At 43.0% G+C, this 13,073-nt stretch carries 14 protein-coding genes; 11 read left to right on the plus strand and 3 right to left on the minus strand.

The window, feature by feature from the left end; genetic code table 11:
* Window positions 1-34: 34 nt before the first annotated feature.
* From ADP71_RS02640 to ADP71_RS02685, 10 genes are all read left to right on the plus strand, one after another.
* Entirely contained in the window at window positions 35-586 is a 552-nt protein-coding gene (locus tag ADP71_RS02640) for an NADPH-dependent FMN reductase (protein WP_019957410.1), read from the plus strand.
* A gap of 62 nt (window positions 587-648) precedes the next feature.
* Entirely contained in the window at window positions 649-999 is a 351-nt protein-coding gene (locus ADP71_RS02645; RefSeq protein ID WP_019957411.1) for a DMT family protein, read from the plus strand.
* A gap of 35 nt (window positions 1,000-1,034) precedes the next feature.
* Window positions 1,035-1,778, plus strand: coding sequence for a hypothetical protein (locus tag ADP71_RS02650; protein WP_019957412.1), 744 nt, complete (start codon window positions 1,035-1,037; stop codon window positions 1,776-1,778).
* 127 nt (window positions 1,779-1,905) lie between these two features.
* Complete coding sequence (tyrS, locus tag ADP71_RS02655; protein ID WP_019957413.1) at window positions 1,906-3,204, plus strand: tyrosine--tRNA ligase; 1,299 nt, start codon at window positions 1,906-1,908, stop codon at window positions 3,202-3,204.
* 212 nt (window positions 3,205-3,416) lie between these two features.
* Window positions 3,417-3,998 (plus strand): YceI family protein, encoded by a 582-nt coding sequence (locus ADP71_RS02660; protein WP_019957414.1) that lies wholly within the window; start codon window positions 3,417-3,419, stop codon window positions 3,996-3,998.
* A 159-nt stretch (window positions 3,999-4,157) separates the two neighbouring features.
* Window positions 4,158-5,225 (plus strand): AI-2E family transporter, encoded by a 1,068-nt coding sequence (locus ADP71_RS02665; protein WP_019957415.1) that lies wholly within the window; start codon window positions 4,158-4,160, stop codon window positions 5,223-5,225.
* 98 nt (window positions 5,226-5,323) lie between these two features.
* Entirely contained in the window at window positions 5,324-6,001 is a 678-nt protein-coding gene (gene hda / locus ADP71_RS02670; RefSeq protein ID WP_019957416.1) for a DnaA regulatory inactivator Hda, read from the plus strand.
* Window positions 5,982-6,647: an HAD family hydrolase gene (locus ADP71_RS02675; protein ID WP_019957417.1), complete on the plus strand. Its 666-nt coding sequence runs from the start codon at window positions 5,982-5,984 to the stop codon at window positions 6,645-6,647. Before hda ends, ADP71_RS02675 begins: the two co-directional genes overlap by 20 nt.
* A gap of 12 nt (window positions 6,648-6,659) precedes the next feature.
* Window positions 6,660-7,901 carry a hypothetical protein gene (locus ADP71_RS02680; protein WP_104931432.1) on the plus strand — a complete coding sequence of 414 codons (1,242 nt, stop codon included), beginning with the start codon at window positions 6,660-6,662 and terminating at the stop codon, window positions 7,899-7,901.
* Window positions 7,902-7,910: 9 nt separating this feature from the next.
* Window positions 7,911-8,795, plus strand: a complete 885-nt coding sequence (locus ADP71_RS02685) for an ATP-binding protein (RefSeq protein WP_019957419.1) — start codon at window positions 7,911-7,913, stop codon at window positions 8,793-8,795.
* A 587-nt stretch (window positions 8,796-9,382) separates the two neighbouring features.
* On the opposite strand, the gene ADP71_RS02690 is transcribed toward ADP71_RS02685, so the two are convergent.
* Complete coding sequence (locus ADP71_RS02690; RefSeq protein WP_019957420.1) at window positions 9,383-10,021, minus strand: LysE/ArgO family amino acid transporter; 639 nt, start codon at window positions 10,019-10,021, stop codon at window positions 9,383-9,385.
* Window positions 10,022-10,140: 119 nt separating this feature from the next.
* Between ADP71_RS02690 and ADP71_RS02695 the strand changes: the two genes are divergently transcribed.
* Entirely contained in the window at window positions 10,141-11,034 is an 894-nt protein-coding gene (locus ADP71_RS02695; RefSeq protein WP_019957421.1) for a LysR family transcriptional regulator ArgP, read from the plus strand.
* 53 nt (window positions 11,035-11,087) lie between these two features.
* Here ADP71_RS02695 and ADP71_RS02700 read toward each other — a convergent pair whose 3' ends face one another.
* Both ADP71_RS02700 and pnuC read right to left on the minus strand, forming a co-directional pair.
* Complete coding sequence (locus ADP71_RS02700) at window positions 11,088-12,233, minus strand: aminotransferase class V-fold PLP-dependent enzyme (RefSeq protein ID WP_019957422.1); 1,146 nt, start codon at window positions 12,231-12,233, stop codon at window positions 11,088-11,090.
* Window positions 12,234-12,299: 66 nt separating this feature from the next.
* Window positions 12,300-13,052 carry a nicotinamide riboside transporter PnuC gene (pnuC, locus tag ADP71_RS02705; protein WP_104931433.1) on the minus strand — a complete coding sequence of 251 codons (753 nt, stop codon included), beginning with the start codon at window positions 13,050-13,052 and terminating at the stop codon, window positions 12,300-12,302.
* Window positions 13,053-13,073: the final 21 nt, after the last annotated feature.

Here is a 13,073-nt window from a genome sequence, read left to right on the forward strand (position 1 = left end):
ATTCATTTTGATATCATGATGAAGGAGTATGACTATGGCAGCTTATCAAGTGGGTATGGTGGTCGGTAGTTTGCGCCAAGATTCTTTCAATTTGAAATTGGCCAAAGCATTGGCAAAATTGTTTCCAAGCGAGATTGAAATTTCTTTTGTCGATATCAGCCAGTTGCCCTTGTACAACCAAGACTTGGACAATCAGCCGACCGAAACAGTCAGCACTTTCAAGCAAGCTGTGGCTGCGCTACAAGGTGTGGTGTTTGTAACGCCAGAACACAATCGTTCTATTAGCGCAGCTTTGAAAAACGCTTTAGATCATGGCTCTCGTCCTTACGGTAAAAGCGTTTGGGCAGGTAAAGTTGCAGGTGTGATAGGTACATCGCCAGGAGCAATAGCAACGGCAGTAGCGCAACAACATTTGCGCAACATCGTGGCAGCTTTGGACATGCCGACGGTGAATCAGCCTGAAGCTTTTGTACAATGGACTGATGATTTGATGGATGCCGAAGGTGTTTTCAATAAGCGTAGCGCTGCATTTTTGCAACAATGGGTCCATGCTTATGTCGCTTTATTGAAACAACAGGCAGCGTAAACAATTTGAAGCATCATAAAGCGCGCTAAAATAGCGCGTTTTTGATTTTTAAAGTGTGAATAATGTTGACTAAAACCGCAGTGGTATTGATTTTATTGGTGTTTTCAAACTTGTTGATGACCATCGCTTGGTATTGGCATTTGAAACCTGGTGGTGCAGAAATGCCGCTGTGGAAAATCATTTTGATTTCATGGACGATTGCTTTGTTTGAATATTGCTTGGTTATTCCTGCTAATCATTTTGGCAGTGAATGGGGCATACGACCCTTTCAATTGAAAATCATGCAAGAAGTGGTCACGCTAACAGTATTTGCTTTTTTTGCTGTATTTTATTTGAAAGAAGGCTTTAAACTCAATTATTTGATTAGTTTTGGGTTTATTTTAGGGGCTGTGTATTTTGCATTTAAAAAATAAATATTTAGGCTTGAAACCATAAAGGGGAAAACCAAATGCATTATCGCGATTTATTCATTGTGTCATCGGCATTGGTCACACAATATGGTCTGTTCCCGACTGAAGAACGTTTGGCGCAAACGATGGCAACATTGGACAGCATTCGCCAAATGGCACCGCATGCAGACATTATTGTGATGGAATTGTCGCGTGAACGTATTCCCCCGCAATATGAGCAAAATTTTATGCAACATGGCGCGAACCATATTCTGCATTTCTCTCAACATCCAACCATACAACACAATTACGCCATTTGTTCGCCTGAGACAGATCCGATGGGTAATGTGATTAAAAATTTGAATGAAATGGCAGGCATGCACGGTTTATTAGAATGGGCGCGTTTGAATCAATATTTGGATGGTTATCGCCGTGTGTTTAAGGTTTCAGGCCGCTATCGTGTGTGTGCACCTTTTTCACAAGATTTTTACAACCATGAACAATTTGCCCATAAAGCCGCTTTTTTGTGTCGTACCGATGGTTTTTTACCTTTACACAATAGCGGTGGAACCAAAATGCATTATATGACACGCTTGTGGAGTTTTGACCCTGTGTTGATGCCCAAATTTGAAGCATGGTTTGAGGCCATGTGTGACATGATGTATAAGCGTTTGGAGCTAGACGGTTATATTGATATTGAACATTTATTGGCTTTGGTTGTGCCGCGCCAATACTGTGTTTATTTGTCGCGTGTTGGCGTGGCGGGCATGGTGGGATTGAATGGAAACATGATTGTTGAATAGTTTGTTTGCGCATAAGGTTAGCCCAAGTGCTCACTATCCTGTAAAATGAACGCCGTTTACATATTTATTTACAGCTTTCAGGTCGCCTGAAAGCTTTTTTAACACTGTTTTTGAAGATAAGTTAACGATGAGCGGATTGATCAATGAATTACAACAACGTGGTTTGATTGCACAGACTACGGATGCTGAAGCCTTACAACAATTGTTAGACGATGGCCAAATTTCTTTGTATTGCGGCTTCGATCCTACTGCTGACAGTTTGCACATCGGTCACTTATTGCCAGTATTGGCTTTGCGCCGTTTTCAATTGGCAGGTCACAAACCGATTGCATTGGTTGGCGGTGCGACAGGCATGATTGGTGACCCAAGTTTTAAAGCAGTAGAACGCAGTTTGAATACGCCTGAAACCGTGGCAGGTTGGGTGCAAAAAATTCGCAATCAATTGACGCCATTTTTGTCGTTTGAAGGCGATAATGCGGCGGTGATGGCGAACAATTACGATTGGTTCGGCGGCATGGGCTGCTTGGACTTTTTACGTGACATCGGTAAGCATTTTTCTGTCAACGCGATGATGAACAAAGAATCTGTGAAGCAACGCTTGAACCGTGACGATGTCGGCATTTCGTTTACCGAATTTGCATACAGCTTGTTGCAAGGTTATGACTTTAGCGAATTGAACAAACGCCACGGTTGTAAATTGCAAATTGGTGGCTCTGATCAATGGGGTAATATTACCGCAGGTATTGATTTAACCCGCCGCTTGAACAAAGACAGCGTGTATGGTTTGACTTTGCCATTGGTGACCAAATCTGACGGCACCAAATTCGGTAAAACCGAAGGTGGTGCGGTGTGGTTGGATGCTAGCAAAACCTCGCCTTACCAATTTTACCAATTTTGGTTGAAAGTGGCCGATGCGGATGTTTATAAATTCTTGAAGTTCTTTACTTTCTTGAGCGTAGAAGAAATCAATGCGATTGAAGCTGCTGACCAAGCCAGCGGTACTAAACCTGAGGCGCAGCGCATTTTGGCAGAGCAAATGACGCGCTTGATTCATGGCGAAGAAGCATTGGCAGCTGCCAAGCGTATTTCTGAAAGTTTGTTTGCTGAAGACCAAAGTGCATTGACCGAAAGCGATTTTGAGCAATTGGCATTGGATGGTTTGCCTGTGTTTGAGATGACTGGCAATGTGAATGTGGTGGAAGCATTGATTGTCAGCGGCTTGGCGAAATCCAATAAAGAAGGTCGTGGTTTTGTTGCCAGTGGTGCGGTGGCGTTGAATGGCGCGGCTGCTGCGCTTAACAATCCTGAACACGCACCTGAAAAACCAGACGATGCTTATTTGTTGACCGATGAGCACAAACGCTTTGGTCGTTATACCATCATTCGTCGTGGTAAAAAATTGCATGCTTTGTTGGTGTGGCAATAAACATTATTGTCATATTTGAATGACATCATAAAGCGTCCTGTAAAGTTTACAGGACGCTTTTTATTGTTAACCAAGAGTAAAAGAGCATTGCATCAATCCAACTTGTTGATTGGCGCAAAACCGTTTACATTACTTAGTTTGTGTCATATATTTTGTTTGTAGCAACACATGTTGCAGTGACCACCATTACCATACTAAAAAAGGACGTTCTCATGAAAAAAAGTGCATTATTGGGTTTGGCAACAGTGTTGATGACTGCGGCTTTGTCTGTGCAAGCTGCGCCAGTGAAATATGAATTTGACCCTGAACACACTTATCCAAGTTTTGAAGCCGATCACATGGGTGGTTTGTCGGTTTGGCGTGGCAAGTTTAATAAAACCAGTGGCTTTGTCACCATTGATACCGCGAAAAAAACGGGTGAATTAGAAGCGGTTATTGACATGAATTCTTTTAATTCAGGTCATGAGGGTTTTAATACCCATGCCAAAAGTGCAGACCTTTTGGATGTGGCAAAATACCCAACCGCGGTTTACAAAGGTCGTTTAACCGATTTTGAAGATGGCAAACCAGGCAAAGTAGTAGGTCATTTGACTTTGAAAGGTGTGACCAAACCTGTGAATTTGGATATTGAAAACTTCAAATGCATGGAAAATCCGATGACCAAAGCTTACACTTGTGGCGCGGATGTAGAAGGTGAGTTTGACCGTGATGCATTTGGTGTGGATTATGCTAAGAAGTTTGGTTTTAACATGAAAACCAAATTGAAAATTCAAGTAGAAGCCATTCGCAAATAATAGATGGCTTTTTAGTCTAAAACAGGGTGTTTGCCAGAGGCAAGCACCCTGTTTTTATGATAATAGCCAGTGCAATGGATTTCATATTCATTTCACGCAGGACTATGCTTGCTTCATGTTAGGATGGAACATCTTTTTACCTTGGCACAAGGAGTGGTTATGTATGTGCGCAAACGCAGTACGTATCTCAATTGGGTGGTTGGCTTTGTCATTGTATTGATATTAGGCTTTCTCGTTCACCAGTTAAGTACCATTTTAACGCCTTTCATTGCTGCAGCTATTTTGGCTTATATTTTAAATCCTGTGGTCAATCAATTGACTAGGCGTAAATTGAGCCGCAACTTTTCGGCCATTTTGGTGACTTTATTTGCTATTTTTATTGTGGTGAGTCTCATTTTGTTCATCATTCCGATGATGTTGAAGCAATTTGAGGCAGCATGGCAAAAATTGCCTGATATGGTGCGTTATATTGAAACGGCTTTGTTGCCATGGGTGAATCAGACTTTCCATGTTCAGTGGGGTTTGGACAGTAAATTTGTCATCAAATATGTGACTGAAAATGGTGAGCAAATCCGCACAGGTGTGACCAAAATCATGCCATTTTTGGCCAATCAAGGTGGACATTTGGTCGTGATGCTGGTGAATTTGTTTTTATTGCCGATTTTACTGTATTACTTTTTAGTGGATTGGCCACGTTGGTCGGCAGGACTGGTGAAGATGATTCCGCGGCGTTATTTAGAGCGTTTTAGCCGCATTGGTCATGAAATCGATGAAACCTTGAGCGAGTATTTGCGTGGTCAGTTGTTGGTCATGATTTTGGTCGGTTTGATTTATGGCGGTGGTTTGGCTTTAATCGGATTGGATTCGGGCTTTGCCATTGGCATGATTGCAGGTATGTTGGTCATTATTCCTTATTTGGGTGCGTTTATAGGTTTATTGTTGGCTACCATGGCAGCTTTATTGCAGTTTGGTAATTTGAGTGGCTTATTGTCTGTTTGGGCGGTATTTTTAGTGGGGCAAAGTTTAGAAAGCTATGTCATTACGCCAAGATTTGTAGGTGAGCGCATAGGCTTATCACCATTGTTGGTGATTTTTGCATTGATGGCTTTTGGTCAGCTCATGGGGTTTGTCGGTATGTTATTGGCTTTGCCGTTGGCCGCTATTTGTTTGGTCTTATTCCGCGAATTGATGCAAAACTATTATAAAAGTCATTATTATCGTCGTTAAGATGTTTCTTAATAGGATGGCGTGCGGTTGCTTTGCTAGGGGGCGCACGCTACAATAAGCCTCATGTGTTTCTTTTTATTTCATGAAATCTCTATATTGTGTCTCAATTGATTTTGAATTTTGAGCATCAAGTTTCTCCTGATTTTACCAAATTTTTAGGACAGGCGAACCGCGAACTTTTGCAAGTCTTACAAGATCAGCAAGAGCGTTTGATCTATGTATGGGGCGCAGAGGGGCGGGGAAAAAGCCATTTCCTCAAAGCATGGGTGGCTCAGGCTGTGAGTCAAGGGCATTCGGCACAATATTGGGATGCCAAGACCAAACCTTTTGCCCTCGCATCGGCTCAAGCCCAATATATCGCCATTGATGCCATTGAGTTTCTCGATAGCACCGAACAGCAAGATTTATTCCATTTATTTAACCAAATTCGTGATGGCGGGTTTGGTTATTTGTTAATGTGCGCCAACATTCCACCGTTACAATTGTCTTTGCGTGAGGATTTGCGCACCCGCATGGCTTATGCTTTGGTCTATGAGCTTAAAGCCATCAACGACGATGAAAAGCTGGCGGCTTTACAAGATTTGGCGCAATCTCGCCAATTGGCCATTAGTGACGATTTATTCAAATTTCTGCTGTTGCATTGGCGCCGTGACATGGATTCATTGGTGACGATGGTACAGCAACTGGATGATTACTCCCTGATGACGGGACGACACATTACTTTACCTTTACTGAAAAAACTGCTTGAAGACCAAAATGAATCTAGCCATATTTGACCTTGACCACACTTTAATTGCCAGCGATTCAGACAATGAATGGCCAAAATATTTGATGCACAAAGGCATCGTTGACAAAGCCTTCGTAGAAAAGAAAAACGATTATTTTTACCAGCAATATTTGCAGGGTCGTTTGAATGTGGATGAGTTTTTAGAGTTTCAATTAGAACCTTTAACCCATTACAGTATGGAACAGTTGGCGGTGATGCATGAGGAATTCATGTGTGAGTTCATTCGTCCAACCATTACTGAGGTGGCGCGCGAATTGGTGGCTAAACACCAGCGAGCGGGTGATGATTTGTTGCTGATTTCGGCAACCAACGAATTCATCATTACGCCGATTGCGAACGAATTTGGCATTACTGAAGTCATTGGTGTGACTTTAGAAATTGGTGTAGATGGGCGTTATACAGGCAATTATATCGGCGTGCCGAGTTATCAAGGCGGTAAAATTGTTCGTTTAGAGCAGTGGCTACAAGAAAAAGGCAAAACGCGTTCTGATTATGACGATATTTATTTCTACAGCGATTCACGCAATGATTTGCCTTTGCTGCAAGATGTGAGCCGTCCTGTAGCGGTCAATCCTGATGACATTTTATTGGCACATGCCACCGAACACGGTTGGGAGATTGTGCACACACATTAAAGGTGAATGAACATGGCACGCAGACTGTATCGACAAGGGTTATGGGCTGTGTGTTGTGTGATGGGTAGCATGTCTGCATGGGCGAGCGATTTGCCATGTGAGGCGCAAGTGTTACAAGGTTTGGGTTGGCAAGCAGTTTCGCAAGCGGTGCAACCTCGCTTACAGGACGCTTCCATATGCAATATGCCCCATTTACAAGCCGCTCAAAGCCAATCAAGTCTGCATTATCCCAGTCATTGGCATCAGAATGTCGCAGTGTTACAGGCCGCTTTGAACAGCCAAGCCAGTCGCTGCGCTTTTCAATTTAAGATGTCTGCGGCGGTTCAGTCTGCCACACAAAAATTAAGTTTGAATACAGGTTTTCGTTTTACTGCTGTGCAAGCCTCTTGGGTCAATTTTGGCGCAAATGAGCGGTTGTTATGGCGGCAAACACAAAGTTTTGGGCGGCGTTTTGAGCCTCAATATACCCATAGCGACGCTTTTGAAGTATTTTATTCTGGCAAAGTGCGTACCGAATGCAGTACAGGCCGCCAAATTGCCCAAATAGCTACTTTGCGTGAATTGTTTGGAGATGAAGATTTCAATCGTGTGTTTACTGCTGCAGAATTAAGCATAGGCAGGTCAATTTCTTTGCATGACACTGACAGTATTTTATTGGGACGCCATAAAGGTGAGTGGTTTCAGGATGGCTCTGGTCGCAAAACGGCTGCTTTAGGGCGGCAGGCATGGCTAGGTGCACCGGGAATGATTGTGCATGTAAAAGATGCTTCGTATTTGGATGATATCAGCAATCAAGCAGAGAATTTTGTTGTGGTGGCGGTCAGTGCTGCTGCGCAGCAGCAATTGTCAAAAGGGCAAGGTTTGATACGATTTCAACGTGACAATTTAAAATTGTGGCATTTGTCACAAAGTATTAACCAAGTGGACAGGCGTTATTTTCAACGTTTGCTCATCGAAAAAGATTCCAATTTGTGGCAAGCACTGCCTCAAGCACAACGCCAAATTGCCAATCAAATGTTGGCTTTGTTGCAACAGCCGTTTTATCAGGAATTTTTGATTTATGTGCATCCGATGGGCATTCAATCGGTAGGGTTTCATATGGCAAGGCTGTTAGACCGAAACCCTCGTACGCCTTATACGATAGAATTGGCGTTGCACAATATTCCAACTGAAATTTACCAACGTTGGCTACAAGCACAATTACAAAAATGTCATATTCATCAGCGTTTACAGGACGCTGGGTCTGCATCTTGAAAGGAAAAAATGAGCGAATTTAAAATCAAAACCATCAATACTTTTTTCAAACGTGCGGTGTCGGTTTTGGAGCGTTTGGATGCATTATTGCCACAAGCATTGCAAGAGCCTAATTGGGCAGCAGTGGCGTTTCGTTGGGAAAAAGTAGGTCAACAAGGTATTTTGCAGGTTTTACCAACGCCACATACTTTCCCATTGTCACGTTTGGCGGCAGTGGATGGGCAGATGCAAAAATTGGTGCGCAATACGGAGCAGTTTTTAGCTGGTCGTCCTGCCAATAATGTGTTGTTGTCTGGAGCGCGTGGTACGGGTAAATCTTCTTTGGTCAAAGCTTTATTGCATGAATATGCTGAGCAAGGTTTGCGTTTGATTGAGGTGGATAAAGAGGATTTATCGAGTTTGCCAAGCTTGTTGAATTTGTTGGTTGGGCGTCCTGAAAAATTTATTGTGTTTTGCGATGACTTGTCATTTGAGCAAGGGGATCATGGTTATAAAGCCCTGAAAACGGCTTTGGATGGTGGTTTGTCACAGCGAGCGGACAATGTGTTGGTTTATGCCACCAGCAACCGTCGTCATTTATTGCCTGAGTATTTCAGCGAAAATACAGGACATACGGGTATAGGCGGCGAAGTGCATCCACAAGAGGCTATCGAGGAAAAAGTGTCTTTATCGGATCGTTTTGGGTTGTGGTTGAGTTTTTACCCGTTTGATCAAGTGGCATATTTGCAAGCGGTGGAAAATTGGTTACATGCTTATGATGTGGCATACGATGATGTGGCAAGACAAGCTGCTTTGAATTGGTCTTTGAGCCGGGGCGGACGTTCAGGACGGGTTGCATGGCAATTTGTGTGCGATTGGGTAGGGCGTGTACCTGAAAATAGAATTTTAGATTAAAAATTCACACATTGAAATCAGTCTTAAGTGGCTGATTTTTTGATATTTAAGGGTTTAAATAGAGACAGGTTATGGAATCTTTACTATAAATAGTAATAATTATCATTTACAAAGTGAAAAACTTAGATTACTATGTTTCCAGCTTAAGACGAACAAGCTAAGGGGAAGCAAACAAGCCATCTGATTGTGACTATTCATTGCAGTTGCAATCTAAATCAAGCGTCAATAGTTTGGTTTTAAATGGGATGGGTCTTGTGAGTAATGACTGAAATTCATACGCCACGAATGGGTTTTTCGAGTGAAATGATTTTGCTGCAACAGGTCATGGTCAGTGAAGTTGTGAAGATTGGACAACCGATTCGTTGGTGTATCAGTTCCTCAAATTGTACGCCTTAGTCCTTTTTCTGTGTCAAGATGCATGGTTGATGCATCTGACCAAAAGTCAAAAACCGATTGCGAGGCAATCGGTTCGTACGGAGTTTATGAGGTGTGTTCCGTTAGCCCCCGTTCATTCGGGGGCCTTTTTTTTGTGTGCTCATTATCATGTTTATCGCGCTGCTTGTCAAATTTCTAATCGATAAATGACTTTAAACAATAGGATTTTGTAGTAAATTATGCGCGTAATAGACCAAGCCCAAAGCCAGCCAAAACATCAATACACCAATGCCAAAGTCCAAAACTTGCCATGTTTTGGATTTGGAGAACCAAGGCAGCAATAGTCTAGCGCCAAAGCCCACACCAAAAAACCAAATCAATGACGTGGTTAGCGCACCTGTGAGAAACCACCATTTTTGTTCTAAAGTCAAAGTCCCTGCGATACCGCCTATGATGATGATGGTATCTAAATACACATGTGGATTTAAAAAAGTCAGTGCAAAAGCCATCAAAGCAACCTTTTTGTGGCTGTGCAATGTCACTTGATCGGCCTGTAAATGCAAGGCAGATTGTCCTGTATAAGCACTTTTCAAGCAGCGATACGAATACAATAACAAAAAGATGGCACCGACAATCGCTAACATTAAGCTCAGTAAAGGAATGCGCGTCAACATGCTGCCTGCGCCCAAAATACTGAAACTCATCAAAACCACATCACCCAAAAAACAAATCCCCGCCACGGTGGCAATGTATTGTTTGCTCAAGCCTTGCTTGATTAAAAAAGCATTTTGCGCCCCAATCGCTATAATCAAGCTGGCACCTACGAATAAACCTTGCCAAAAAACCACCATTGATTGTCCCTTATGACTGTTTTCTTTGAGAAGAGATTGTGTGCTGTGTGCCAATTAAATGAAACAAAAGTGAATAAATTTTAGTAAGATTAAATTTTACTTCATTTAAGAGCAAATACATGCAGCCATTAGACAGCAAACAAACCGAGGCTTTGCTTGCCGTATTGGATAGTGGCAGTTTTGAATTGGCCGCTACACAATTGCGTTTAACACCTTCAGCAGTATCACAAAGAGTCAAGGCATTGGAAGCGGGCATTGGTATGCCTTTGGTTGAGCGTACTCGACCTTGTCGTCCTACGGCTTCAGGACGCATGTTGTTGCAATATTTGCGGCGGCGTAAGCTCTTGGAAGAGGAGTTTGCAGCCAATTTTGCGCACAACGAATATTTCATGCATGCACCGATTGCCACCAACCATGACTCCTTAGAAACATGGTTACTGCCTGCTTTGGCACCTGTGGCGATTGCGGAAAATGTGTTGTTGCAATTGAGTGTGGACGATCAAGAATTTACCCATCAAAAACTGCTCGATGGTTCGGTTGTCGCTGCCATTTCATCGAAAGACACGCCGATTAAAGGCTGTGCGGCGACACCTTTGGGTACGGTGCGTTATCGATTGATGGCCAATGTGGCGTTCCAGCAGCGTTATTTTTCTCAAGGCTTGACGCATGCTGCTTTGAAAGCCGCGCCTTTGGTGCGTTATAACCACAAAGATTTGTTGCAACATGATTTTTTACATCGGTTTTGTCATTTTAATGCCGATGCATGCCCACAATTGATGATTCCGTCTACCCAAGCATTTTATAAAGCGGTGGAATTGGGGTTGGGTTATGGCATGATTTTGGATGTGCAACAACAACAATTACAGGGCGCTGTGTTGGATTTGATGCCCGGAGCATTTGTGGATGTGCCTTTGTATTGGCATGATTGGCGTTTGCAATCGCCTAAAATGCAGCGTTTGAACCAAGCTTTGATTGAACATGCCAGTGCTTATTTATTGCCTTTGTCTCAATAAATACAGATACAAAAAGCGTCCTGTAAGTTTACAGGACGCTTATAAGAGGTGTTTTAAGCGTTGGCTTGCGCCAAAACTTTGTCTAAAGCATCGCTGAACAATTGCACTGAACGTTCGATGTCTTCTAATTTGTCTAAGCCAAACAAACCAATGCGGAACGATTTGTAAGAAGCAGGTTCATCGACTTTCAAAGGCACGCCTCCTGCAATTTGTACGCCTTCGGCGATGAATTTTTTGGTGTTGGAAATGTTGTCGTCATCGGTGAAACACACAACCACGCCAGGCGCTGCAAATTCGTCTGCCGCCACGCTGACAACGCCACGTTGTTTCATGACATCACGAATGCGCTCGCCCAATTCTTGTTGCTTGGCTTTTAATTGTTCAAAACCAATTTGTGCCGATTCTTGCATCACATCACGCAATACCACCAAAGCATTGGTAGGCATGGTTGCATGATAAGCATGACCGCCATTTTCATAAGCTTGCATGATTTCCAACCATTTTTTTAAATCCATTGCAAAACTGTTGCTTTGGCTGGTTTGCACAGCTTGCTTGGCCGTTTCATTCATCATTACCATGCCGCAGCAAGGTGGTGCTGACCAACCTTTTTGTGGTGCAGAAATCAAAATGTCGACACCCAAATCTTTCATATCCACCCAGATGCAGCCTGAAGCGATACAGTCTAAAACCAATAAACCACCAACTTCATGGGTTGCAGCCGCAATTTGGCGGATGTAGTCATCAGGTAAAATCATGCCTGCTGCGGTTTCGGTATGTGCTGCAAATACCACTTGTGGTTGGTTCGCGCGAATGGCAGCAACGGCTTCTTCGACAGGAATAGGGGTGAATGGTGATTGTGGATGGTTGGCATCTATTTGGCGTGCTTTTAAGACGATTTCTTCTTGTGGTAAGCGCGCCATTTCAAAAATTTGGCTCCAACGGAAGCTGAAAAAACCATTGCGAATGACCAAGCAAGTTTTGTTTTGTGCCAATTGGCGTGCCACGGCTTCCATGGCGTAAGTGCCTGATCCTGGCACGATGGCGACTGCATCGGCTTGGTAAACTTGTTTTAATGTGGTTGATAAATCACGCATCACTTGTTGAAATTTTTGTGACATGTGGTTGAGTGAGCGGTCGGTATAGACCACTGAATATTCCAACAAACCCTCTGTATCAATGTCGTTGCGTAAGGCTGGCATTGTTTTTCCTCTGTTATATGTGTGTCAGAAAGACTAGCTTAAACGACTTTGAGGTCGCTTGTCAGCTTAATAACGACGGGTAAACTGTGGTTGATAAGGACAATAGGGGCCAGCTACCAATTTAGTTTGCTGTTTTTGCATATATTTCCAGTTGTACCATCCATAAATGGCGTTGATGATTTTCAGTAGCCACATGGCAACAAATATCCAAGCAGCATCATCTCCGGGTGTAAATAGCAGTAACCAAACGGCTGAATTGACGATATTGATACAAATCCAAGCCACCCATTGTTCTACAAACCGCCAAGTCATGAGCAATTGTCCCGTTATGGCCATAATCATCAATACGCTGTCCCACGGAAAATAGTCGGCTTGGTAGTAAATTTGTAAGACTTGTATATAGATTAAGGACACAATGATGAGGGCAATTAAGATGGCCAACCAACCACGAGGAAAGATTTCTCGAATCACAATGTGTTCGTGTTTGATGGCGTACAGCGGCTTGTGTTTAGACCACACTTTCCACCCAACCCATTGCAAGGGTAGATAGAAACACAAATACAATCCTGTCATGAAATATAAGCCATATTTAAAACTGATATAAGCATGTAATGTGACATAAACCGTGCCAACATAAAAATTGGATAAATGCCCTTTCGCAACCAAAAAGACGCACCACATACCTAAAATGGTGGCAGACATGTTTAGCAATGGCGTATTTTTAAATACTGCCACGCCCAAACCGACCACTGTGAACGTGATGCACCACCACTTTTCAAAAGTGCTGCATTGTTGCCAGAAAGTGCGGATAGTGTTCATGGTGTGGTGGTAGCATTCTAT

Origin of the sequence: Vitreoscilla sp. C1, assembly GCF_002951955.2 — a bacterium.
In the GTDB taxonomy this organism is placed as follows: Bacteria; Pseudomonadota; Gammaproteobacteria; order Burkholderiales; family Neisseriaceae; genus Vitreoscilla; species Vitreoscilla stercoraria.

Coding starts and splice junctions, on each gene's coding strand:
- ADP71_RS02680 (WP_104931432.1), top strand. CDS start 6,660: ATGGCACGCAGACTGTATCGACAAGGGTTATGGGCTGTGTGTTGTGTG.
- ADP71_RS02660 (WP_019957414.1), top strand. CDS start 3,417: ATGAAAAAAAGTGCATTATTGGGTTTGGCAACAGTGTTGATGACTGCG.
- ADP71_RS02700 (WP_019957422.1), bottom strand. CDS start 12,233: ATGCCAGCCTTACGCAACGACATTGATACAGAGGGTTTGTTGGAATAT.
- ADP71_RS02650 (WP_019957412.1), top strand. CDS start 1,035: ATGCATTATCGCGATTTATTCATTGTGTCATCGGCATTGGTCACACAA.
- ADP71_RS02675 (WP_019957417.1), top strand. CDS start 5,982: ATGAATCTAGCCATATTTGACCTTGACCACACTTTAATTGCCAGCGAT.
- ADP71_RS02685 (WP_019957419.1), top strand. CDS start 7,911: ATGAGCGAATTTAAAATCAAAACCATCAATACTTTTTTCAAACGTGCG.
- pnuC (WP_104931433.1), bottom strand. CDS start 13,052: ATGAACACTATCCGCACTTTCTGGCAACAATGCAGCACTTTTGAAAAG.
- ADP71_RS02690 (WP_019957420.1), bottom strand. CDS start 10,021: ATGGTGGTTTTTTGGCAAGGTTTATTCGTAGGTGCCAGCTTGATTATA.
- ADP71_RS02695 (WP_019957421.1), top strand. CDS start 10,141: ATGCAGCCATTAGACAGCAAACAAACCGAGGCTTTGCTTGCCGTATTG.
- ADP71_RS02640 (WP_019957410.1), top strand. CDS start 35: ATGGCAGCTTATCAAGTGGGTATGGTGGTCGGTAGTTTGCGCCAAGAT.
- tyrS (WP_019957413.1), top strand. CDS start 1,906: ATGAGCGGATTGATCAATGAATTACAACAACGTGGTTTGATTGCACAG.
- ADP71_RS02665 (WP_019957415.1), top strand. CDS start 4,158: ATGTATGTGCGCAAACGCAGTACGTATCTCAATTGGGTGGTTGGCTTT.
- ADP71_RS02645 (WP_019957411.1), top strand. CDS start 649: ATGTTGACTAAAACCGCAGTGGTATTGATTTTATTGGTGTTTTCAAAC.